Here is a 22,003-nt window from a genome sequence, read left to right as displayed (position 1 = left end):
ACAATTTAATATGGTACATTGGATGCGGGTTACGATTACAAAGCAATTTATACACAACTTCATCGTATGAAAGCCAAAGCGATCATTATCTATAACAAGCGAAACGAAGGAGAGTTCCTTGGGTTTGATGAGCGCTTCGCTCCCACTTGTGTTCGGGAGCATTTGTTTCGATATGACAGCTTTGATGAAACATATCAAACCCTGAAATACACGAAACCAAATGAATGTAAGACCTGTCCACTCGCTCATGATTCTCTATGTCAAAAGATCTACAAAACGCCCCAGGTCGTGGACCAGAAACATGGAAAAAGCTTTACAATCACAGAAGCGCCGTCGAATTCGTCAACGCATACCTAAAAGAATTCTTTCAGTTAAAAAATGTCCGATACCGAACAGAAAAGCGATCAAAAATCCATTTCGATTTTGTGACGCTTGTTTATAATGCTCCGAAATTGGCTGTAAATCGAATCAATCAAAAAATAAAAGAAATGAATCAAGCCGCTTAGTATTTTAAAAAAACTTACCTTTAAAATTCTACCCATCCAACTGAGGAAAAGAAACCATTATGAAATGGATTCAAGTGAAAAAGAAGTTGTTTTCGGAAAATTTAAAAGTTTCATATTTTAATCTATTGACATCCAAATATTGTAATGCTAATCTAAACATACCGACATCCTGTATGTTTAGATTAGAAGAAGGTGTGTAAATGAAAATTAAAGATTCAAAGCAAACAATTGAAAAAATATTAACGGTGTCAGCAACGCTGTTTAGTGAGAAAGGATTTGATAAAACGAGTATACAAGATATTGTTGATTCTATTGGAATGTCACGTGGTGCTATTTTTCATCATTTTAAGTCGAAAGAAGATATATTAGATGCAGTCATAGAACGACATTTAAATTATACTTACGAGATGTTGGAGCAACTAGCTAACAGTGTTGATTCAGTAAATAGTAGGGATAAGCTGATAAAAATCTTAGAGATACTTACATCAGATAAGAATATTCATACGATTGATAGTGTTCTAAATGTCCAAATTAAAAATCCGCAGTTTGTTATTCAAAGAATAAAAAAAGGTGTAACAAAAGAAGCGTTAATTTTCAGGGAAATTATAGAGCAAGGAATAGCTGATGGATCAATTGAAACTGAATATCCTAATGAATGTGCAGAAGTTTTTATGTTTTTGATAAATATTTGGACGAATCCAGTTCTATTTAATCGTAAAAAAACAGAAACAATTAGACGGCTGATCTTTATGCAATATATGATGAGGCAACTAGGGGTTGATATTGTGAGTGACAAATTAATAGAATCACTTATGGAGAATTATCCGAATGTAGAAAGTGGTGATATAGATGAATAGTATTGCGGTAAAAATAGATAAATTGGTAAAAATATTTGATTGTTCAGAGGTCATTAAAGGAAGCACAATGACGGTGAAAGCCAATACTATTTATGGATTCTTAGGTGCAAATGGTGCAGGGAAAACAACAGTGTTTAAAATTTTATCAGGATTATTGGTTCCTACATCTGGGAAGGTTGAAATTTTTGGAATGGATATAATGGAAAAGCGCGATTTGATATTAAAAAATATAGGGACTTTAATTGAAGTCCCAGTATTTTATGAGCATTTATCAGCAACTGAGAATTTAAAATTGCATTTAGCATATATGAATGTTGAAGGATTTGAAATTTCCAAATCCTTAGAAATGGTAGGTCTTACTCAAACAGGCGAGCAACCAGTTTCTAAATTTTCATTAGGAATGCGACAAAGATTAGCAATAGCACGTTCGTTCATTCATAAACCTAAGCTTTTAATTTTGGATGAGCCAGTAAATGGACTAGATCCACTTGGAATTCAAGAAATGAGGGTGTTATTTAAAAATTTATCTAAAAATTACGGATGACCATTCTTATTTCAAGCCATATTCTTAGTGAACTTGAACATATTGTAGATTCAATTGGAGTCATTATAAATGGAGTGATTGTAGAAGAAGCACTTCTGGAAGAAATAAAGAAAAAATCCCCGAAAGGATTAGAAGAGTATTTCTTTAAAATTATGTCGGGAGGAAAAGTATGTGTTTAATATAATACAACTTGAAATTAGAAAAAATAAAATAAATACGTTTATTTTGACGAGTGTTATTTCTAGTATTGGTTTACTTGCGTTTATCTATTTTGTTGCGTTTGTTGCACAACAAACAAATGAAGTTCAATTTCAGAATTATACTAATATCTATAAATTTACTACTTTAATGGGGATGATTGTTTTTTCATGTATATCATCTGTAATGTATACTCGCTTTATTATTGAGGAATATAAAGGTAAACAAATGACAGTGTTATTTTCTTATCCTGTTAATCGAAAGAAAATTTTACTTGCAAAGTTACTTATTGTACTTGGTTTTACTACGGTGTCTATGATTATTTGCACTGCTATACCTATCATTATTTTTAGTTTAACAGAAAAAATTTCTCCTATTGTTCCAGACACTCTTTCACAGCAAGATATTTTTTCTACATTGTTAATGATTGTAATTACTGCTTTTATAACAAGTATGGTAGCCCTTATTGCTATGAGAATAGGTTTTATTAAAAAATCAGTTCCTATTACAATTATTTCTTCTTTCGGATTAATTGCACTTTTAGGGAATACTGTGGCATCTGGTTATGATAATCCTATGTTAGGTGTCATTATATTAGTAATAATTGCTGCTATTGGAATCTTAGTTTCTCTTGAATTGATGCAGAGAGTAAATCGGATGGAAATAGATTAATTGAGGAGGGAAACTAATGGATAATTACCAGGAAATAGTTGAATTGAATGGGAGACGTAAAATAGAGATTCATATTAAAGGAGGAATTATTTTTTGTCATGCAATAAAAGGAACAAAATTAGTTATAAATGGATCGTTAGGACGGCATTGTAAGGGAATGGAAATAAATCAACTATCGAATTGTTTAATTTTAAAACAAAAAGTTCGCTTTACTCCAATTCTTATGGTTGGATTTCCTAAATCAGTTTATTTAGACATAGGTATTCCAGAGGATATGATCGATTATCTAGTTATTAATCAAGATATTGGTGAACTGACCCTTGAGGGACTGCGAGGTGAAAAAATAGAAGCTAAAACGAAGGCTGCAAAGTTGAATGTAAAAGATGTCTTATGTGATTCTTTAGATTTAAAGGTTGGCAGTCGTCCAGCAGATATTCAATTATTAAGAAAAATCCGACATACTAATGTACAGTCTATTTCAGGGAAAATTAAACTAGAGATGGCTGAAGTAGGTGGGGATTTGAATTGTTCACCTGGTGCAGCAGGGGCTTATATTAAGATTCCACCCAGGGCAAATGTACAAATAAATAAAAGTGGGATTAGAAAGTGTGCAGTAAAGGCTATATTATCAGGAGAGCAACTTTATCAATTCAATTTAAAAGCAAATTTAGGAGATATAAGAGTTGTAAATTAACAAAGAAAAAAGGGGGGAGAGTATGGAAAAAATTAAGTTGTTTTGTCTGCCATATGCAGGTGGATCAGCATCTATGTATTATCAACTAAAAGGATATATGCATAAAATAGTAGATGTAATCCCAATTGAATATTCAGGGCATGGAGAACGTATTTCAGAAAATTATTATGCAAGTTTCAAAAATATGGTAGACGATATAGCAAGTAAGATAATTGATTATTTGGATGATGATCAGTTTTCTATTTTAGGTTATAGTATGGGAAGTTTAGTAGCTTTTGAAGTTTACTATGAAATACTGGCATGTCAACACTAAACTGGACAAAAATTATAAGGTCTGTTGTTTGAATTCCACTGGTGTTAAATAGCCTAATGTTCCGTGAATTCGAATGTTGTTGAACCAATGAACGTAATCATCCAGTTCAAGAGCGAGCTGTTCAAGGGAAGGGAAATGAGCTCCATTAGCGAATTCTGTTTTAAATACCTTAAACATGGCTTCAGCCACGGCATTATCATAAGGGCACCCCTTCCTACTCAATGATCACTGGATACCAAATATCTCTAACGCTTCTGAAATGAGCTTATTATCAAACTCTTTTCCTCGATCTGTATGAAACATCTCAATCGTATTTAAATTACTTTTAATGCTCGCTAAAGCCTGATACACGAGGTTTGCGGTTTTATTTACACCAGCACTATGGCCAATGATTTCACGATTGAAAAGGTCCACAAATAAGCATACATAGTGCCATTTCACTCCGACACGGACGTATGTCAAATCGCTAACAATCACTGCTAACTGCTTTTCTTGATTGAATTGACGTTTTAATTCATTTGTTACAGGTGATTCATTACACGATGAATGATGTGGTTTATATTGCGCTACTGTGTAGGTAGATACAAGACCTAATTTATTCATTAAACGACCAATTCGACGACGTGAGATTTGTTTGGGCTGAGCCAATTTAGCCAGTTCTTTCTTGATTTTCCGCGTACCATAATTGTTGCGACTAGCTTTGAAAATCCGGGAAATTTCTTTCGAAAGTTCCTTCTCTTCTTTTTCAAGCGCACGTTTGCCATTTAAATCGGCATGGTAGTAATACGTGCTTTTCGGAATATCGAGGACGTCACACATCGCTGATACCGAATAGTTGTGAGCGTTATTTCGAATCACATCTATTTTCGTCCCATGATCAGCGCCGCCTGCTTTAAAATATCGTTCTCCATTAATAAACGTTGGTTTTCTTTGCGTAATCGAGCCAATTCGTTTTCTTCTTCTGTTCGATTATCTTTCGCAACGAAAGAGCCTGTTTCTGTATGGTTTTTAATCCAACGATCTAATGCTGAAGGCGTTAGGTCATATTCACGGGCAATATCTGCACGAGATTTTCCATTTTCATAAAGCTTCACTAATTGTAGTTTAAATTCGGATGTAAAAGTTCGACATTGACGTGTCATAGTAGCACGTTCCCTTAATTTGATAGTCTAAGTTTACATGCCCTTATTTTATCTGTCCAAATTAGTGTAGCCTATCCAGTTTGAATCATTAATTCTCCTCTCACAAATTCATTCTATTTCCTAAAACTCACTTATTTCTTAATAGATTCTTAAGAAATCATTAATTTACTCATGCCAATAAAAAACAAAATAACTTGCCACCTAAAAATATAGGAAGCAGGTTATTTTGTTTTTTATTTTTTAATTACAGGGTTTTGTGTGCTAACAATAAAAAAACATTTGAAAAGATAGTATTAAATAGGACGTTTATATTATCCCGTATTAACCGGCAGTAAGACCCCCACCTCAAAATTCAGCGAAAGCAAAGAAGTTAGCTGGGGGTTGGGCTGCCCGTAAAAGCCCGATTGGTGAAGGCTAATAATCAGTGGGGGATCAAGCCCCCCACTGATTAAAGTTTCACTTTATCTTTATCATATCTTTTATATAAAGGGAAAATAAGCAATTAAGAGAACAACTGAAAGTAGCTTATACTGATGTTTGCAAAAATGCACAATAAAAATATTATCTAAAATAATAAAAATTTATTGCAAAACGATAAATTTTATATTAAAATCAAAATCAGAATAAATAAGTGTGGTGCTTTTTATGGAAAAGGTAACAACGTTATTTTTAAAATTAGAGGAGGTATAACTATGGACATTAACAATTTGATTATTGAAAATGTGGATAACCCTCATGAGTTGGAGAGAATGTATAGAAAAGACCCGAAAGCTTTTAAAAAGTCATTCTCACAAGCATGGGATGAAAACCCTGATTCTCAGGTTCTGGGTGCTTGGTATGAAAGATTGTATTTCAAGGAGACGGCAAATACAGAAAAACCTTCATTGTTTCAAAAAGGTTTCTTATTCATGGGCATTTTAGCTATTCTGGCAGGGCTAAGCACCAGGGTAATCTTCCATTTTGTCGAACAGGGAGCAATTGCTCCAATTAACCTGGCTTTTGGTGTAATTCCTTTTATTGCTGCTTATTTTGTTTACAATAATACTCCGAAAAAAAGTATTATTTATTCTCTTGCAGCGTTGTTCCTAATTTCCGGGTTGTATCTTAATATGTTGCCATTAAATTATAAAGACAGCATGATCCTTGCTTATTTACATCTTCCTATATTCTTATGGGTCTTAGTAGGGCTTGCATTTACAGGGAATGAATATTCAAAAGGCAGTACAAGATTAGCTTATATTAAATTTAATTTGGAATATTGTATTCTCTACGCCAGCATGGCAGTTAGCGGAATGGTACTAGCGGCATTAACCATGCAGTTATTTAGGTTTGTTGACTTGAATATAGAAGACTTCTATTTTAGTAATGTTGTTTTATTTGGAGCTGCTTCTCTCGCTGTAGTGGCTGCATACTTGGTATCAATGAATCTTAAACTTGCTAAGAATATTACACCATACATAGCTAAAATTTTTAGTCCTCTCGTCCTGATCACATTGTTGATCTATCTTATAACGGTTATATGGGTCGGAAAAAATCCGTTCTTGGATCGCAATTTCCTGATGGCTTTCAATGGGATACTCTTTGGTGTATTGGCCGTTACCATATTTTCCATTGTTGAGAGTGACTCAGACGAGAAAAAGAACATTTCAGATTATATAAATTTCTCCTTAATTGTTCTTGCGCTTATTATTGACACTGTAGCTTTGTCAGCTATCGTATTCAGACTTTCTTCTTACGGGATTACACCTAATAGACTTGCTGTTTTAGGAGTGAACATACTGATCTGGGCAAATCTAATTTGGATTATGTTCTCCTATATGCGTTTTCTACAAAATAAATCCGGACCTTCAACTATCCAAGATGCCGTTACGAAGTATTTGCCAATCTACGGACTTTGGGCAGCTTTCGTTATATTTACTTTTCCTATACTTTTTAATTAGAAAGGCTCTGTTAATGTAACGAAAAGTTAATCTTTTATTATATCATTTTTCTTAATGAGTAAGAGACGATAAGTATCGTTAATTCTATAATTTCTCGACAATAAAAACCGTCCCGCAGTGGGACGGTTTTTATTATGTGTATTGCTTTTTTTTCTTAATAAGCAGCAACACTTGCGAAATGCTAGCAAGCACAGGCAATTCAATTAACGGTCCAATGACCAAGGCAAGTGCAATAAGAGGTTCGTTTGGAAAAGCAGTCACAGCAATTGCGAGTGCAACAGGCGAGTTTCTCGCTAATGTTGTTAAGCTTAGGCTTACAGTGTCTTCATAGGATAAATGCATCATACGTCCTACAAACTGTCCTAGTATAAAGTTAATCATGAAGAACAGTAATACTGGTATAAGTAACAATAAAACAACATTCATATTTTGTAATAAGTACTTACCTTGTGAGGCAAACATTGCTAATATTGCTAAACTTAAAAATACAATTTGAGCAGAGCTGAAAAACGGAATGAGTTTATTCTCAAGTGTTTCAACTTTTTTCATTTTATGCATAATGAATTTTGTAGCGTGCGCAAGTAAAAATGGTAAAACAAGTACAATAACGATACTTTCTACTAAAATAGAAATTTCTACTGCTTTCATTACACCAGCAAATAAAAATAAATACACGGGCAGCAATAATACTTGTAAAATTAAATTTACCGGTAGAATTGATGTAGATAATGCGACGTTACCTTTTGCGATCTCTGTGAAAATTAAATACCAATCTGTACACGGAGTAACCATTAACATAATAAAGCCAACCCAAAGTGCTGGGTGATCTGAAAGAAATAAAGCGCCTAATCCCCAAGCGAGAAAAGGTGTCCATATAAAATTAATACCTAGGCTTGTTCCAGCGAATTTTAAGTTGCGGAATCCATTTTTTATATCCTTTAAGGGGATGCTGAGGAATAATCCATAAAGCATTAAAAATAAGAAGGGGACAATAAATTTTTCTGAATACATATGTATCATATTAAATTGTCCTAATATAATCCCAAATATAACAGCTGCAAGAATGATAAAGGTTTGAATCTTTTCTAAAGTACTCATTAATAAATCCTCTCTATAGATGAATTTCCCTTTCTAGTTGTATTATACAAGGTATTTATGTGTTTTTGAATGTATCATTTTGACTGAGGAAATATCTTTATTTAATATTTTTAATCCGAGATACTTTCCTTTTTTAAAAGTTACTTGACTAAAGTAAGTGAGTGTACTATACTCACTTACATAAGGTAATTAAATAAATAAAAGTTAAATGTTCGGTTTTGATAATGTATTTAAATGAGATAGTTTCAGCGATACATGATGAAACCTTTTCTTGGAATAAGATTTTTAATGCTGATGAATAATGAATATGATAAGAAAGTTTAGGTGAAGAGAATGGGATTATTTAGCTCATTATTTGGTAAAAAAGAAGAAAGTACAAAAGTAGAGGAGAATAAAACTATGTCAAAAGTATTATTTGTAAAAGCGAACGATCGTCCAGCGGAGCAAGCAATTAGTTCAAAAATGTATGAAACATTTGTAAGTGCTTATAAGGAAGCAAATCCGAATACAGAAATTACGGAGTTAGATTTATTCGCATTAGATCTTCCGTATTACGGAAATATCGCTATTTCAGGTGGATATAAACGTAGTCAAGGAATGGAGATAACAGCTGAAGAAGAGAAGGCAGTTGCTACAGTAGATAAATATTTAAATCAATTTTTAGAGGCTGAAAAGGTTGTATTTGCGTTCCCATTATGGAACTTTACAGTACCAGCACCATTAATCACGTATATTTCATACCTTTCTCAAGCCGGAAAAACGTTTAAATATACAGCGAACGGTCCAGAAGGTTTAGTTGGTGATAAGAAAGTAGTTGTATTAGGCGCTCGTGGTTCAGATTACTCTTCTGAACAAATGGCTCCTATGGAAATGGCTGTTAATTACGTTACAAACGTACTTGGGTTCTGGGGAGTTACAAATCCAGAGACAGTTGTAATTGAAGGGCACAATCAATATCCAGATCGCTCACAACAAATTGTTGAAGAAGGTTTAGAGAACGTTAAGAAAGTAGCGTCGAAATTTTAATTAATGATAGTAAATGTAAAAACCAACATGGATGACCATGTTGGTTTTTTAGTCTATTTTCCATGTTAAAAAATGTATATTCATAAAATAAATGAAAAGTTTGAAAATAGTATTGCAAAATATTATATATCAAACTATAATGAGTTCAAGAATAGTTGATACTTAAATTAAATATTCAGAAAATTCAATTAGTTAAAATTGGAAAATGAGATAAGGAAATTTGAATGGGGGTTATATTATGGCGAATAAAGTACCGTTTTCGTTCATAGTAGTTATCGGATTAATGTTATTTGCACTATTTTTTGGAGCAGGGAATTTAATATTCCCAGCAATGCTTGGTCAATCAGCTGGTGAGAATGTATGGATTGCTAACGCTGGATTTTTAGTAACAGGAGTTGGTTTACCGTTACTGGGTGTATTAGCATTTGGTATTTCGGGTAAAGATGATTTACAGTCATTAGCAAGTCGAGTGCATCCAGTATTCGGAATTGTATTTACGACAGTTTTATACTTAGCGATCGGTCCGTTATTCGCTATTCCGAGAACAGGAAGCGTTTCTTACGAAATTGGTATTAAACCTTTCGTGCCAGAAGGGTTAAGTTCTACAGCTCTAATTCTTTTTACAATCGTATTCTTTAGCATCACTTGTTTTTTTTCGCTAAATCCTGCGAAAATTGTCGATATTGTAGGAAAAATCTTGACGCCAATTAAATTAACGTTTATTGGAATTTTGGTAGTCTTTGCTTTTATTCATCCAATGGGAGAAATGCAAGCACCTGCAGAGGCTTATACATCACATGCGTTCTTTAAAGGGTTCCAAGAAGGATATTTAACAATGGATACGTTAGCATCATTCGTATTTGGTATTATCATTATCAATGCTATTAAAGAAAAGGGTGCACAAACAAAAAAAGAAATTATGATTGTTTGTGCAAAAGCAACATTGATCGCTGCATCTATTTTAGCAATAATTTATTCAGCACTTTCATTTATGGGGGCTTCAAGTGTTGCAAAACTTGGTCACTTAGACAACGGTGGTGCAGTATTAGCAAAAGTTTCAAACTATTATTTTGGTTCATACGGCGGAGTTATATTAGGTATAATGGTTATAGCAGCATGTTTAACAACTAGTGTTGGACTTGTCTCAGCGTGTTCTTCATTTTTCCATAAGCTATTCCCGAGTATTCCATATAAAACGATTGCAATTATGTTATCAGTTTTCAGTGCAGTTGTTGCAAATGTAGGTTTAACACAATTAATCTCAATTTCAGTTCCTGTATTAACAGCGATTTATCCATTAGCAATCGTATTAATTTTCCTAACGTTCCTTCACCCATTGTTCAATGGAAGAGCTGAGGTGTATCAGGGAAGTTTATTAGTAACATTTATTGTAAGTATGTTTGATGGATTAAGTGCTGCTGGTGTGAAATTAGCAGTAGTGAACGATATTCTTACTAAGTTACTTCCAATGCATGAAGTTGGATTAGGCTGGGTGTTACCAGCAGTAATTGGTGGATTAATTGGATATGGAATTAGCGTTTTAAAAGCGAAAAATCAAGTTCAACCAGCAGCTGGTGCGAATAAGAAAATAAGTTAAACAAAAAAAGTTATAGAATTTGATTCTATAACTTTTTTTGTTACTATTGATAAGAATAGAAAAAATAAAGTAATAGGGGAAATAAAATGAAAAAAACAATTGACCATATCGGGATCGCAGTTCGTGATATAGATAGTACGATACAGTTTTATGAAAAGGTTGTATCAGGGACTTTAATAGATCGATACGTAAGTGAAGCACCTGGTGTTGAAAGCGAAGTAGCTATTCTTGAAGTTGATGGTGATAGAATCGAATTACTTGCGCCAACGAATAATACAACTTCTCCAATAGCACGATTTATAAAGCAAAAAGGGAAAGGTGTCCATCACGTTGCATATCGTGTAGATGATTTAGATGTAGCTTTAGAAGAGTTAAAAGAACAAGGGATTCGAACGTTAGAGCATACCCTTCGAATTAATAAACATGGTAGACGATTAATTTATCTTAACCCAGCGGATACAGAGGGAACAATCATTGAGTATTGTGATTATCCGGAAGAGAAGTAAAGGAAGTTTATCTTTGAGAAAAGGTGTTACGTAATAACGTAACACCTTTTTAATTTGTGTATTTCTCTTTATATGGGAGTTTATTTCACATTTTTTTCACAAATGATTCACGATAACTTTTCTTCTTTAGAAACTTACATAAATATATTTTATGCTATAATGATAATCAACTTTAAAAATATTAGTAATGTCTATGAAGGTAGCTACTATTATATTAGAAGTATAGAGGTGAGGAATAAATAGAGAGTGATACTAAATAGCCCCTTATATTTAATCAGGTTAATATTTTATCAAGAAATAAAACTTGGGAAGTAAAAAGTAATGAAAGTGTAGTGACGAAAAAGAAAGAAGTGAAATGATTGTGAAAGTAATGCGAAGGTTAGGGGCATGGCTATTAATAGCGTGCGTGTTTATCATATTGATACCAAAAAGCACATCCGCTCATGCGTATGTTGTGAAATCAAACCCTACTGAAAATGAAACGTTGAAGAAAGCACCACCTATTGTGAAAATTGAATTCGATGAGGACATACAAGTTTCAAGTTTTAATACATTGTTCGTAAGGGATACCTCAGGTAAAAGAGTAGATTTAAAAGATGCTCATATTGATAAGAAAAACAAAAAATTATTAGAAGCTGGGTTAAAAGAGAATCTCAAAAATGGTCTTTACTCTATTCAGTGGAAAGCTATTTCAGCTGACGGGCATCCGATTCAAGGAGTTATTCCATTCCGGATTGGATTAGCAGAAGCGGGGACAGACGATATACAAGTAGAAGAGATGGGCTATGTTCCGCAAATCGATATGATCATGGAACGTGGGGTTCTATATACAAGTTTCTCACTATTTTTAGGAGTTCTATTCTTTAATCTTATTATGTATAAAGGGAATGCAACCCCAGTTCAATCAAGGAGTAAGAGAATAATATGGATATCATTATTTGGGATATTTATTAGTTTACTATTCAATCTACCATTGCAAGCGAAAATAAATGCTGATGTTTCATGGTTAGAGGCATTCGATCCTATATTATTAAAAGAAACATTACAGCTATCTGTTTTTGGTTATGTATGGATAACCCAAATGGCTCTTATTAGTATGCTTATGATTGTTACATATTTTGCGGTGAAGCGTGAGAAACTTTCTTCGTTTAAAGTATGGAGCATTCCAATTGTATTATTTATTGGGTTACTTGTTATGAAAGCCTTCAATAGTCATGCATATGGATTAAAGTTTAAAGAAATTGCTGTCGTTATGGACTTTCTGCATTTATTCGCAGCTTCGTTATGGATTGGAGGGCTATCATCGATTGTTCTTCTTTTACGTAAAGAGGATGACAAGTGGACTATGTATTGGGATGCGATTAAGCGTTTTTCGCCATGGGCAACAGGTGCCGTCATAGTGATTTTATTAACGGGTCTTTTTAACAGTACATTTTTTATTCCCACGATCCATTCCCTATTTGATACGAAGTATGGATTGGCCTTATTAGCAAAGATACTTTTATTCGTGTGTATGGGGATATTGGGAATTATTCATTATGTGAAAGGGAGAATGCGAGCACAGCAAAGGTTAGGAGCTACGGTGAAAGTAGAGTTTATCATTGGAATTATCGTTTTTGTAATCGTAGCTTTTATGACAAATGTACAAACGCCGCCGATGCCTCCTACGGGACCTGTTACAGAGAGTAAACAATTAGATAATGGATATGAACTTACTTTACATGTAAGTCCTAATAAGGTAGGACAGAATACATTTCATATTACTTTGAAGGATGAGAATGGACAGCCTGTTACTGATATGGAACAAATTGTATTGACGACTCAATCTTTAGATATGAATATGGGCAAAGGTTCATTTAAAGTTTCGGCAGTGTCACCGGGAGAATATGAAGCGGAAGGTATGTATATTAACATGACAGGAAACTGGAATATACAAGTTCACGGATTAACAAAATCTCTTGATAGTTTCGATACGGATTATAAATTTATTGTAGGTGGCAGATAAAAAAGACGTTATAAATGAAGAGGAGTTTATAGAAAATGAAACGTATAAAAAAATTAGGAACAACAATGATCGCAATAATAATTGCAATGGGAATTTTTTCGTTACCTGTTAGTGCTCACGTAACTGTAAAACCAGCAACTTCTGACGTGAGCTCTTGGGAGACTTATACAATAAAGGTACCTGTTGAAAAGAATATGGCAACAACAAAAGTCACACTGAAAATACCGTCTGGAGTTGAGTTTCAACAGTATGAACCAGTGCCAGGGTGGAAAGTGGAAGAACAAAAAGATGCAGCTGGAAAAGTTAAAACTGTAATATGGGAAGCAACAGGAGAAGGGATTTTACCTGGCCAGTTCCAACGATTTACTTTCGTTGCTAAAAATCCAGATAAAGAGCAACAAATAGCTTGGAATGCATATCAACAATATAAAGACGGAGAAATTGTTGAATGGACAGGCGATGAGAAAGCTGAGAAGCCACATTCACTTACTACAATTGCAAAAGGTACATCATTAACAGGAGAACATGGAGAAGTATCTAGTATGGAAAAAAATGAAGGTACAAGTAATATGCAAACAATAGCAATTGTCTTATCTATTTTGGCGATTGTATCGTCGATTGGTACGTGTATTTTTGTAGTACGTCGTAAAAAGTAGGGAACATTGAAAGGTCTCATTGAAAGTAATGAGACCTTTGTTAATAAAATTTTGAGATTAAGCAGCTTCAAGGGGGGATTAGAGCTACAAATACAACATGGTTTATTAAGATAAGGAACTCAATTGACTGTCATTACTTCTTCTGGTAGGTTATCATGTTCGAGCCAGTTTTCAATTAAAGTATTAAATAGTTTGGGATTCGCTAAAGAAATGCCATGACCGACTTTAGGAATAATAATACCTGTGCAATTAGGATTGCTTTCAAGGATTTCAGTAATCGAGTCTTTCATGATTCTTTTTTCGTTTTCTCCAACAGTTACTAATATATTGCTACTAGCATTCTCGAAGCCTTTTGGTATTGTAAACGACATATTTTCTTCTAATATCCTGACAAATGTATTTTTACTTATTTGACAACTGTCATGATAATAGTTATCAAATTGTGTTTCATCCATGTACATTGATTTTGCTTGTATTTTGGAAAACGTTTTACTCTTTATAAGTGGGTAGGTTAAGCCAAGGGATCTTATTAATGTTTTAGCGAAAGGAATTGGTTTAACTAATGCGCTATTTATCATAGCGTATTGAATTAAGTTTGGTTTCATGCTGAGCATAGTAATTAATACTTGAGCACCTAACGAAAAGCCGATTACTATAACAGTTTTACCTTTTCCTTTTTCTTTAATTAATTCAATGATTTTTTCAGCACTAAAGTTAATTGAAAAATGTTCCTTGTTGCTATTTTCCCCTTGCTCAGGTAAATCAGGAACAAGGCAGTGAAAGTTAGTAAAATGTTTAATTTGTTTGTCCCACATCCATCCACTGACTCCACCCCCATGAATAAAAACCATAAGTGGAGATTGTTCATTTCTAAATTCTTCATAATATATAACCATATATTCCCCCCGGTGATTAAAATAGTTATTCAATCTATATATATTTACAAAAATAGTCCTCTCATCTAATTATCATACAACAAAAAGAGAGATTTCCCTTTTTGTTGATACTTAAAGTGATGGTGCACAAAATAGACATAGGAAAGAGCCTACAAAAAGTAGGCCCTTTCCTATGTCTATTTATTTCACTTCAACTTGCTGCCTTACAGCAAGTGCTTTCGGTTTTATGTTTACAAAACAAATGCTTACGATAATAAATAAAAGTCCGATGAATAGGCTAATTGTAATGGCCTCATGTAAGAAAATAGAGCTTACAATAATAGCGATGAGAGGGATAAGGAACGTATAAGCTCCAACTTTACTTGCCTCACCAGCTCCTACAAGTGTAAAGTAAGCGAGCCATCCCATTGCAATAACGAAGAATGAAATAAAGAGTAGTACACTTACAAATGGTATACTCCAAGCAATATTAGACCAGCTTTCAAATTCTGAACCAAATCCGATTAAGCAAAGTCCGCCAATAATAAGCTGAAGTGTTACCATCCAAATGGCATTAACGCGGTGGCCATTTTTCTTAATAAATACTGTGCCAAGTGCCCAGCCGATAGCACAGCCTAAAGCAAGTAGAACACCGATAATAGAAATATGTCCAGTTAAACTACTAGAGCTAATAACCCCTACACCAATAAATCCAAGAATAAGTCCGAAAATTTTCAAGCCATACATTGCCTCTTCAAGCCAAATCCATGAGAAAATGCCGAGTAAGACAGGTTGGAGAAATACGATTGCGGAGAATAGTCCGGCGGGCATGTATTGAAGTCCGACAGTTTGTAATCCGTAAAATAAAATAATATTGAGTAAAGATGAAATAAAGTATAGATGCCAAGTTTCCTTTAAATTTAACTGTTTGTATTTCGGTAATGCGAAAATAAGTAGGATAAATCCTCCTATTAATGTTCTAACCCCTGCAAAGAGTACGGGTGGTGTGTAATGTAGAGCGAATTTTGATAATGGCCAATTAATTCCCCACATAATAACGAGAAAGGTAAGAATTATGGCCGTCTTAGTTCTAGAAAGCTGTGTCACTGTAAGACCTCCTTGTTGTTATTCATTTCACTATGATATGATATCCACTATGATAAATAAAATGAATCTTTTTTATAAGGAGTATAAGTGATTAGTTATGACCATTACACAACTGCAAGTATTAATAAAAACTGTTGAGTTAGGTAGTTTTACGAAGGCTGCTAGGGTGTTAAATATGACACAGCCAGCTGTAAGTCATGCGATTTCAAGTATTGAGTCAGAGTTAGGAGTTACCATTCTTATACGCGATAAACGAAAAGGGCTAATTGTTACTGATGTTGGAAATAGAATTCTTGTACATATTAGAGAAATCTTAAACGGCGTTGAGAAGATTGAACAAGAAGTGGCGATGGAGAAAGGGCATGAAGTCGGAACAATTCGAATCGGGAGTTTTCCGAGTGCCTCGGCATATTTTTTACCCAAAATGATTAATATCTTTCGTGAAAAGTATCCGAATTTAGAATTAGTTCTTTGCGAGGGTACACTTAAAGAAGTAGAAGATTGGCTAGTATCACGAGTAATTGATATCGGAATTGTTATTTTGCCTAATAAAGATATGGAGATCGTGCCCTTAACGAAGGGGAAAATGGTTGTTGTCTTAAGAGAGGATCATCCTCTTTGTAAGAAAGATTCTATTACAATAAATGATTTAGAGAATGAACCGATCATATTATGTAAGGGTGGGTACGAACCACCCATTATCGATATGTTTAAACAAGCGAACGTACCACTTCGGGCCGAATATATAATTTCAACAGTTACAACAGCTTTAAATATGATTCAAGAAGGATTAGGACTCGCAATTTTGGCTGAGTTATCTTTGACGAGTTTACCAAAAAATATACAAACGAGAGAATTGGAACCGCAAGTATGGAGAGAAATCGCTTTAGCTGTTCCTTCATTAAAGGATTCTTCACTCGCTGTACAGCTATTTATTGAAGAATTCCAAGAGTTGTTTGCTGAATAAGAAGAGGTGTCTCATATATTGTAATGGGGCACTTTTTTAGTTTGCTTAAAAAAATCTATAAAAAGGATTGACTTATCTTTTTGTTGTAACTATAATGATTACAACGAGGTGGTGATTACGATGAAAATTAGTAGCCGCTTTTCTATAGCTGTTCATATGTTATCGATTTTGAAAAACAATCCATCTTCAGTTTGTACTTCGGACTATATGGCCGAAAGTGTAAATACAAATCCGGTAGTCATTCGTAAAATCATGTCTTACTTGAAACAAGCTGGATTTGTTTACGTAAATCGTGGGCCAGGTGGTGCGGGATTATTAAAGGATTTACATGAAATCACATTGTTAGATGTGTATCATGCAGTGAATGTAGTAGAAGAAGATAAACTATTTCATATTCACGAGCAACCAAATCCAGATTGTCCAATTGGAGCAAATATTCAAGCTGTGTTAGAAGTTATTTTAATTCAAGCTCAATCTGCGATGGAAGAAGTTTTGAGAAATATTTCGATGGGGCAGTTATTTGAATCTTTACAACAAAAAATGAATGCATAATATGATAATCGCAAGTCTCTAAAAGAGAATGCATATTTTTTTCTTAAAATTGTAACTGTTTCGGTTACATCTAAAAATAAAAAGAAGGTAAGGTGCAAATAATATGACTGTGAAAATGAAAGTATACTCAGATTTTATATGCCCGTTTTGCTTTTTAGCAAAAGGTCCATTAGATGAAGTAGCGAAAGAGAAAGATGTGGAAATCGAATGGATGCCATTTGAATTGCGTCCAAGTCCATATTCAAAAATAGATCCTTGGAACGAACCAGATAAGTTAGGTTCATGGGATGCTTTCATTCTTCCTACTGCAAAAAAATTAGGGGTTGAAATGCGTCTGCCCCGTGTTTCTCCGCATCCATATACACATTTAGCTTTTGAAGGGTGCCAATTTGCGAAAGAGCGTGGACTTGGAAATGAGTATCATCACCGAGTATTTACTGCGTTTTTCCAAGAAGAGCAAAACATTGAAGATATTGATGTATTAACGAAATTAGCGGTAGAAGTAGGGCTTCCTGAAGCTGAATTTAAAGATGCTTTAGTAAATCGTAAATATAAAGAAAAACATCAAGAAGCAATTCAGCATGCATACGATGAAGCAAATATTATGGCTGTTCCAACTGTAATGATTGGAGATGAAGTCATTCAAGGACTTGCTAGTAAAGAAACGCTACAAAGAGTAATTGATAAAGAAATCGAAAAGGATAAAACAAATTCATTTGAAGGTATGCAATGTAAGACGGATGGATATTGCTAATTCGTCTTGCATGAAAGAATCAAGTTGATTTGTTTAAATAAAAATAATAAAACATATATTTGGAGGAATTAAAATGTCAGCAACTACAACAAATTTAAGAGAAGCAATTGTGAACCGTCGTTCAATTCGTAAAGTAACAAAGAGCGATGCAATTACGAAAGAAAGAATTGAAGAAGTTTTAAAAACAGCTTTACACGCACCAACGTCGTTCAATATGCAAAGTGGCCGTATGGTTGTATTAATGGATGGAGAGCATGAAAAGTTTTGGGACATCGTAAAAGAAACGCTTAGATCACGCGTGCCAGCAGAAAACTTTGAAGCGACTGTAGAAAGACTAAAAGGTTTCCATGCAGGTGTAGGTACAGTTCTATTCTTTGAAGATCAAGCAACAGTAGAAAAAATGCAAGAAAATGCACCATTATATAAAGATCAATTCCCATTCTGGTCTCATCAAGGAAATGCAATGTTACAACATACTGTATGGATGCTATTATCGGCTGAAGGAATTGGAGCGTCATTACAACATTACAATCCAATCGTAGATGCTGAAGTGAAAGCAACTTGGAACATTCCAGCAGAGTGGAGCTTAGTAGGACAAATGCCATTTGGCGAACCAAATGAACAGCCAGGAGAAAGAACATTCTTACCTACTGAAGATGTAGTGAAATTTTATTAAAAAATACAATTCAAAATCAAAATTTAAAAAAGTTAGATAAATGAAAGGGCAGTAGATAGTATATATACTATCTACTGCCCTTTCTTATTTAATATTCACACCCAATCGTGGAAGATCTTATTTAAGATAAGCATTACTGTGAGAACAATTTCTTTAATATTGATGACGTATAATTAAAAATCTATTATGTTTATTTTTTTGAAATGACAGTAAACATCCCCGTCATGTTTGGTGAGTAATCTTTAAAATCATATTTTTCATAGAACGATTCTTTACCTTGTGATGCAAACAAACCGACAAATGCCTTATCAGGGGCATTCTGATTTAAGTATTCAACCAAAATATGCATGATTTCTTTCCCGATTCCATTTTTCTGATAATCTGGATGGACTACTATATCTTGAATATAGAAATAGATAGCCCCATCACCAACAATTCTCCCCATACCCACAATTTGTTCATTATCCTTGACTGTGATGCAGTGAACAGAATTCTTCAGTGATGTTTCCACCACTTCAAAATTCATATAATTAGTCCATCCCACAGACTCGCACAAATATTTGTACTCTTCCAATGTTGGAATGTTATTTTTAAACTCATATTTTTTCAAAATGTATCCTCCAAGTCCTCAAATTCAACAAGTATAATAAATTCGACATTTTTCTATCTATTCCTCTTACGCAACTAAACTTCCGTTAGCTATTGAACATAGTCTATTTAATTTAGTACAGCTTATGTGTGTTAATTTATCCTTTTCGGCAAGAAGACTCCATCTGATTTGTGTTACGGGTGAAACCCAACAATTCAGGTGGAGATGAATTGCCGTCAGAAGGTAGGCTGAACTCTTTTGTTTCGTTCATAACAATTTTTTAAAGAGCGAATATTTGTTTCTTTTGCGTCTTGCGATATAATTAGTCGTAGATAAGGAGACAATATATATGACAACGAAATTAGATAATAATAATCATTCAGTGTTCTTACTCTACTATCATTTAGTTTTGGTTATTAAATACCGTAAAAAAGTGATGAACGATGAAATTTCAGATTATCTGAAAGAGCACTTCATTCGGTTGCTTGAGCCAAAAGGAATTACTGTAGAAGAATGGAATCACGATGAAGACCATGTTCACGTTTTGTTCCGTTCAGTTCCAAACATTGATTTGTCAAAAGCGATTAACAGTTACAAAAGTGTTAGTTCTCGTTTCGTGAAACGAGATTTTCCTAAGATAAAACATGATCTATGGAAAGAAATGTTTTGGTCTCGAAGTTATTGTCTTTTAACAACGGGCGGTGCACCTATAGGTTCTATCCGTAAGTACATTGAATCACAAGGAATGAAATGATTTTAATGAACCCCCTGAGAAAGGTGGTGAAAACAATGGGTAGAAAGAAAGCAGTGAAAGTATTACGTAAACAAAAGAAAAGAGAAAACATGCAACGCTTCACTCAGAAACAGAATATCGGACGAGCTTGCCTTACTGCGAAAGAATTTCGTTTACTGCAACGCATGTCACATAGTTCAAAAGCGTTGCGAAATGTTGGATTGTACACGATTAAACAAAGTTATCTGAATAATAACAAGATGGCTACTGTAAAAGAAGTGGACACTGCCATGCAAGCCGATATGAACTACTCGGGCGTCCAATCAAACTCTGTTCAAGCGATTCGTAGAGCCTTATTTACAGAAGTAAAAAGCTTTTTTAAAGCATGGGAACAGTGGAAGAAAAAACCGGAAACATTCACAGGCCGTCCTAGGTTTCCGAATTATTCTGGTTCAACGGACAAACGAATCATTGAAATCTATCAAGTTCCAAAAGTGGATGATAACGGGTATTGGATGATTCCGATGAATGTGGCATTCAGAAAAAAATTCGGTTCCATTAAAATACGTATGCCTAAAAACGTAAGAAATAAAAAAATCTCCTACATTGAGATTGTACCGAAGCAAAAAGGTCGGTTCTTTGAGGTGCATTACACATATGAAATGCACGTTTCTCAAATGAAGAAGAAATCCACGACTACTAGTAACGCTTTGAGTTGCGATTTAGGTGTAGACAGATTAGTAAGTTGCGCAACAAATACAGGTGACACATTTTTAATTGATGGAAAAAAACTTAAATCCATTAACCAGTACTTCAACAAAATGATACGTAATCTGCAACTGAAAAATGTGGAAAATGGACTTTCAAAACGAGTTGTAACGAACAAAATGGCTGCACTTTGGCATAAACGAGAAAGACAAATAAATGGTTACATTTCACAAACTGTAGGTTTGTTGTTCAAAAAAGTGAAAGCATTCAGTATAGATACGGTTGTCGTAGGGTATAACACTGGTTGGAAACAAAAATCTGATATGGGAAAAAAGAATAACCAAAAATTTGTTCAAATCCCATTTCATAAACTGATTGCAGCAATTGAGAATAAATGTGTAAAAGAAGGCATCCGATTTTTGAAACAAGAAGAAAGCTATACTTCAAAAGCTAGTTTTCTTGACAAAGATAGGGTTCCAGTTTGGTCTAAGGAAGACAGGACGCATTATCGCTTTAGTGGCAAACGAATCACTCGTGGAATGTATCAAAGTAAATCAGGAAAATGTATTCACGCTGATATTAATGGTGCGTTGAATACATTGCAAAAATCAAAAGTTGTAGAATTGGATGACAATCTCAAAGTAAAAACGCCGATTCTATTAAAAGTGCAAAAACGTAAGGCTGTTGCTTTGTGCATAGCTTAGTGGGTGCGTCAACCATCCATGTGTACTCGACTTGTCGGGGCTTGTAGCACACGCCGGATTCATCTGAGTGGTGGCTTCTTCTATAAGGAAGAACTGCTCTTTTTCGAAAGGGTGGTGCAAGTGGGGAAACGATTGTTCGTTTCTAGTACCAACCAAAAACATACTTGGGGTGTTACTGTAAGGTGGCATGAATTCTAGAGCGTCAAACTGTCTAGCGATAGACGAAAAGACCTAGCGTTCTAACTCAAGCCCCCACTGAAACGCTTCATCTCAGTGGGGGGAGTTGACAAGAGTTTAGGGAAGAAATATAAGAAATGATCTGGTGAAAAAGGAAGTGGAAATATGAGTGATGAGAAAAAATATACAGTGGTAGGTACTGAAGTCGAGGAAGTAAAGCGTTTAAACAAAAATTCAGGGTTAACGTATAACCAAGTGAAAGAATTGTTAGCGAAGCAAAGGAAAAAAAGAAATGATTAGATTGAAATAATTAAGCTTTTCATTTAGCACTTTTCTAGAGAGAGTTAAGTAATAGATAACTCTCTTTTTTCAATATGAAAAATCTACTAAGGAGCAACAGTCTAAAA

Annotated in this window: 22 protein-coding genes and 2 pseudogenes; 19 read left to right on the top strand and 5 right to left on the bottom strand. The window is 34.2% G+C overall.

Annotated features, from left to right (window positions below; translation table 11 throughout):
* Positions 1 to 9 precede the first annotated feature (9 nt).
* From MKX77_RS14930 to MKX77_RS14905, 6 genes and pseudogenes are all read left to right on the top strand, one after another.
* Positions 10 to 506: pseudogene (locus MKX77_RS14930) on the top strand (transposase); the annotation flags it as partial.
* A 200-nt stretch (positions 507 to 706) separates the two neighbouring features.
* A complete protein-coding gene (locus tag MKX77_RS14925) occupies positions 707 to 1,363 on the top strand; it encodes a TetR/AcrR family transcriptional regulator (protein WP_215555998.1) in 657 nt (218 codons plus the stop codon).
* Positions 1,356 to 1,907, top strand: coding sequence for an ATP-binding cassette domain-containing protein (locus MKX77_RS14920; RefSeq protein ID WP_341307088.1), 552 nt, complete (start codon positions 1,356 to 1,358; stop codon positions 1,905 to 1,907). Before MKX77_RS14925 ends, MKX77_RS14920 begins: the two co-directional genes overlap by 8 nt.
* A 171-nt stretch (positions 1,908 to 2,078) precedes the next feature.
* Entirely contained in the window at positions 2,079 to 2,777 is a 699-nt protein-coding gene (locus tag MKX77_RS14915) for an ABC transporter permease (protein ID WP_215556000.1), read from the top strand.
* Between the two features lie 16 nt (positions 2,778 to 2,793).
* On the top strand, positions 2,794 to 3,471 hold the full coding sequence (locus MKX77_RS14910; RefSeq protein WP_341307087.1) for a hypothetical protein: 678 nt from the start codon (positions 2,794 to 2,796) through the stop codon (positions 3,469 to 3,471).
* Positions 3,472 to 3,493: 22 nt separating this feature from the next.
* Positions 3,494 to 3,784, top strand: a complete 291-nt coding sequence (locus MKX77_RS14905) for a thioesterase II family protein (protein WP_341307086.1) — start codon at positions 3,494 to 3,496, stop codon at positions 3,782 to 3,784.
* A gap of 12 nt (positions 3,785 to 3,796) precedes the next feature.
* On the opposite strand, the pseudogene MKX77_RS14900 reads toward MKX77_RS14905, so the two are convergent.
* A pseudogene (locus MKX77_RS14900) lies at positions 3,797 to 4,926 on the bottom strand (IS3 family transposase).
* A 692-nt stretch (positions 4,927 to 5,618) separates the two neighbouring features.
* Here MKX77_RS14900 and MKX77_RS14895 point away from each other — a divergent pair.
* Entirely contained in the window at positions 5,619 to 6,866 is a 1,248-nt protein-coding gene (locus MKX77_RS14895; protein WP_341307085.1) for a DUF4153 domain-containing protein, read from the top strand.
* A 132-nt stretch (positions 6,867 to 6,998) separates the two neighbouring features.
* On the opposite strand, the gene MKX77_RS14890 is transcribed toward MKX77_RS14895, so the two are convergent.
* Entirely contained in the window at positions 6,999 to 7,964 is a 966-nt protein-coding gene (locus MKX77_RS14890; RefSeq protein ID WP_341307084.1) for an arsenic resistance protein, read from the bottom strand.
* Between the two features lie 333 nt (positions 7,965 to 8,297).
* On the opposite strand from MKX77_RS14890, the gene MKX77_RS14885 reads away from it, so the two are divergent.
* The 5 genes from MKX77_RS14885 (at position 8,298) to MKX77_RS14865 (ending at position 13,754) form a co-directional block, all read left to right on the top strand.
* A complete protein-coding gene (locus MKX77_RS14885; protein ID WP_341307083.1) occupies positions 8,298 to 8,990 on the top strand; it encodes an FMN-dependent NADH-azoreductase in 693 nt (230 codons plus the stop codon).
* Between the two features lie 238 nt (positions 8,991 to 9,228).
* Positions 9,229 to 10,587: a branched-chain amino acid transport system II carrier protein gene (gene brnQ / locus MKX77_RS14880; RefSeq protein WP_341307082.1), complete on the top strand. Its 1,359-nt coding sequence runs from the start codon at positions 9,229 to 9,231 to the stop codon at positions 10,585 to 10,587.
* A gap of 86 nt (positions 10,588 to 10,673) precedes the next feature.
* The gene (locus tag MKX77_RS14875; protein WP_341307081.1) at positions 10,674 to 11,093 is read left to right on the top strand and encodes a VOC family protein; all 420 of its coding nucleotides are present in this window, start codon (positions 10,674 to 10,676) and stop codon (positions 11,091 to 11,093) included.
* 355 nt (positions 11,094 to 11,448) lie between these two features.
* Positions 11,449 to 13,098: a copper resistance CopC/CopD family protein gene (locus MKX77_RS14870; protein WP_341307080.1), complete on the top strand. Its 1,650-nt coding sequence runs from the start codon at positions 11,449 to 11,451 to the stop codon at positions 13,096 to 13,098.
* Between the two features lie 35 nt (positions 13,099 to 13,133).
* The gene (locus MKX77_RS14865) at positions 13,134 to 13,754 is read left to right on the top strand and encodes a YcnI family copper-binding membrane protein (protein ID WP_341307079.1); all 621 of its coding nucleotides are present in this window, start codon (positions 13,134 to 13,136) and stop codon (positions 13,752 to 13,754) included.
* 119 nt (positions 13,755 to 13,873) lie between these two features.
* On the opposite strand, the gene MKX77_RS14860 is transcribed toward MKX77_RS14865, so the two are convergent.
* Both MKX77_RS14860 and MKX77_RS14855 read right to left on the bottom strand, forming a co-directional pair.
* Positions 13,874 to 14,650: an alpha/beta fold hydrolase gene (locus MKX77_RS14860; protein ID WP_341307078.1), complete on the bottom strand. Its 777-nt coding sequence runs from the start codon at positions 14,648 to 14,650 to the stop codon at positions 13,874 to 13,876.
* 180 nt (positions 14,651 to 14,830) lie between these two features.
* Positions 14,831 to 15,736 carry a DMT family transporter gene (locus tag MKX77_RS14855; RefSeq protein ID WP_341307077.1) on the bottom strand — a complete coding sequence of 302 codons (906 nt, stop codon included), beginning with the start codon at positions 15,734 to 15,736 and terminating at the stop codon, positions 14,831 to 14,833.
* A 97-nt stretch (positions 15,737 to 15,833) separates the two neighbouring features.
* Between MKX77_RS14855 and MKX77_RS14850 the strand changes: the two genes are divergently transcribed.
* From MKX77_RS14850 to MKX77_RS14835, 4 genes are all read left to right on the top strand, one after another.
* Positions 15,834 to 16,703 carry a LysR family transcriptional regulator gene (locus MKX77_RS14850; protein WP_341307076.1) on the top strand — a complete coding sequence of 290 codons (870 nt, stop codon included), beginning with the start codon at positions 15,834 to 15,836 and terminating at the stop codon, positions 16,701 to 16,703.
* Between the two features lie 120 nt (positions 16,704 to 16,823).
* Positions 16,824 to 17,255 (top strand): Rrf2 family transcriptional regulator, encoded by a 432-nt coding sequence (locus tag MKX77_RS14845; RefSeq protein ID WP_215556017.1) that lies wholly within the window; start codon positions 16,824 to 16,826, stop codon positions 17,253 to 17,255.
* A 103-nt stretch (positions 17,256 to 17,358) separates the two neighbouring features.
* Positions 17,359 to 18,009: a DsbA family oxidoreductase gene (locus MKX77_RS14840; protein WP_341307075.1), complete on the top strand. Its 651-nt coding sequence runs from the start codon at positions 17,359 to 17,361 to the stop codon at positions 18,007 to 18,009.
* 73 nt (positions 18,010 to 18,082) lie between these two features.
* Positions 18,083 to 18,685 (top strand): nitroreductase family protein, encoded by a 603-nt coding sequence (locus MKX77_RS14835; RefSeq protein ID WP_341307074.1) that lies wholly within the window; start codon positions 18,083 to 18,085, stop codon positions 18,683 to 18,685.
* A 190-nt stretch (positions 18,686 to 18,875) separates the two neighbouring features.
* Here MKX77_RS14835 and MKX77_RS14830 read toward each other — a convergent pair whose 3' ends face one another.
* The gene (locus MKX77_RS14830) at positions 18,876 to 19,295 is read right to left on the bottom strand and encodes a GNAT family N-acetyltransferase (protein WP_002126872.1); all 420 of its coding nucleotides are present in this window, start codon (positions 19,293 to 19,295) and stop codon (positions 18,876 to 18,878) included.
* A gap of 328 nt (positions 19,296 to 19,623) precedes the next feature.
* Between MKX77_RS14830 and tnpA the strand changes: the two genes are divergently transcribed.
* The 3 genes from tnpA (at position 19,624) to MKX77_RS14815 (ending at position 21,896) form a co-directional block, all read left to right on the top strand.
* Positions 19,624 to 20,028, top strand: a complete 405-nt coding sequence (gene tnpA, locus MKX77_RS14825; protein WP_002031793.1) for an IS200/IS605 family transposase — start codon at positions 19,624 to 19,626, stop codon at positions 20,026 to 20,028.
* Between the two features lie 35 nt (positions 20,029 to 20,063).
* On the top strand, positions 20,064 to 21,419 hold the full coding sequence (locus MKX77_RS14820) for a transposase (RefSeq protein ID WP_341307073.1): 1,356 nt from the start codon (positions 20,064 to 20,066) through the stop codon (positions 21,417 to 21,419).
* A 342-nt stretch (positions 21,420 to 21,761) separates the two neighbouring features.
* Positions 21,762 to 21,896, top strand: coding sequence for a hypothetical protein (locus tag MKX77_RS14815; RefSeq protein WP_341307072.1), 135 nt, complete (start codon positions 21,762 to 21,764; stop codon positions 21,894 to 21,896).
* Positions 21,897 to 22,003 lie beyond the last annotated feature (107 nt).

Origin of the sequence: Bacillus sp. FSL R9-9410, assembly GCF_038050385.1 — a bacterium.
Classification (GTDB): Bacteria; Bacillota; Bacilli; order Bacillales; family Bacillaceae_G; genus Bacillus_A; species Bacillus_A cereus_U.
The sequence above is the reverse complement of the archived record's forward strand: the minus strand, read 5'-3'. Positions and strand labels throughout refer to the sequence as shown.

What these genes read in the sequence shown, in the direction of transcription:
- MKX77_RS14925 (WP_215555998.1), top strand. Translation starts at nt 707, where the DNA reads ATGAAAATTAAAGATTCAAAGCAAACAATTGAAAAAATATTAACGGTG.
- MKX77_RS14920 (WP_341307088.1), top strand. Translation starts at nt 1,356, where the DNA reads ATGAATAGTATTGCGGTAAAAATAGATAAATTGGTAAAAATATTTGAT.
- MKX77_RS14910 (WP_341307087.1), top strand. Translation starts at nt 2,794, where the DNA reads ATGGATAATTACCAGGAAATAGTTGAATTGAATGGGAGACGTAAAATA.
- MKX77_RS14905 (WP_341307086.1), top strand. Translation starts at nt 3,494, where the DNA reads ATGGAAAAAATTAAGTTGTTTTGTCTGCCATATGCAGGTGGATCAGCA.
- MKX77_RS14895 (WP_341307085.1), top strand. Translation starts at nt 5,619, where the DNA reads ATGGACATTAACAATTTGATTATTGAAAATGTGGATAACCCTCATGAG.
- MKX77_RS14890 (WP_341307084.1), bottom strand. Translation starts at nt 7,964, where the DNA reads ATGAGTACTTTAGAAAAGATTCAAACCTTTATCATTCTTGCAGCTGTT.
- MKX77_RS14885 (WP_341307083.1), top strand. Translation starts at nt 8,298, where the DNA reads ATGGGATTATTTAGCTCATTATTTGGTAAAAAAGAAGAAAGTACAAAA.
- brnQ (WP_341307082.1), top strand. Translation starts at nt 9,229, where the DNA reads ATGGCGAATAAAGTACCGTTTTCGTTCATAGTAGTTATCGGATTAATG.
- MKX77_RS14875 (WP_341307081.1), top strand. Translation starts at nt 10,674, where the DNA reads ATGAAAAAAACAATTGACCATATCGGGATCGCAGTTCGTGATATAGAT.
- MKX77_RS14870 (WP_341307080.1), top strand. Translation starts at nt 11,449, where the DNA reads ATGATTGTGAAAGTAATGCGAAGGTTAGGGGCATGGCTATTAATAGCG.
- MKX77_RS14865 (WP_341307079.1), top strand. Translation starts at nt 13,134, where the DNA reads ATGAAACGTATAAAAAAATTAGGAACAACAATGATCGCAATAATAATT.
- MKX77_RS14860 (WP_341307078.1), bottom strand. Translation starts at nt 14,650, where the DNA reads ATGGTTATATATTATGAAGAATTTAGAAATGAACAATCTCCACTTATG.
- MKX77_RS14850 (WP_341307076.1), top strand. Translation starts at nt 15,834, where the DNA reads ATGACCATTACACAACTGCAAGTATTAATAAAAACTGTTGAGTTAGGT.
- MKX77_RS14845 (WP_215556017.1), top strand. Translation starts at nt 16,824, where the DNA reads ATGAAAATTAGTAGCCGCTTTTCTATAGCTGTTCATATGTTATCGATT.
- MKX77_RS14840 (WP_341307075.1), top strand. Translation starts at nt 17,359, where the DNA reads ATGACTGTGAAAATGAAAGTATACTCAGATTTTATATGCCCGTTTTGC.
- MKX77_RS14835 (WP_341307074.1), top strand. Translation starts at nt 18,083, where the DNA reads ATGTCAGCAACTACAACAAATTTAAGAGAAGCAATTGTGAACCGTCGT.
- tnpA (WP_002031793.1), top strand. Translation starts at nt 19,624, where the DNA reads ATGACAACGAAATTAGATAATAATAATCATTCAGTGTTCTTACTCTAC.
- MKX77_RS14820 (WP_341307073.1), top strand. Translation starts at nt 20,064, where the DNA reads ATGGGTAGAAAGAAAGCAGTGAAAGTATTACGTAAACAAAAGAAAAGA.
- MKX77_RS14815 (WP_341307072.1), top strand. Translation starts at nt 21,762, where the DNA reads ATGAGTGATGAGAAAAAATATACAGTGGTAGGTACTGAAGTCGAGGAA.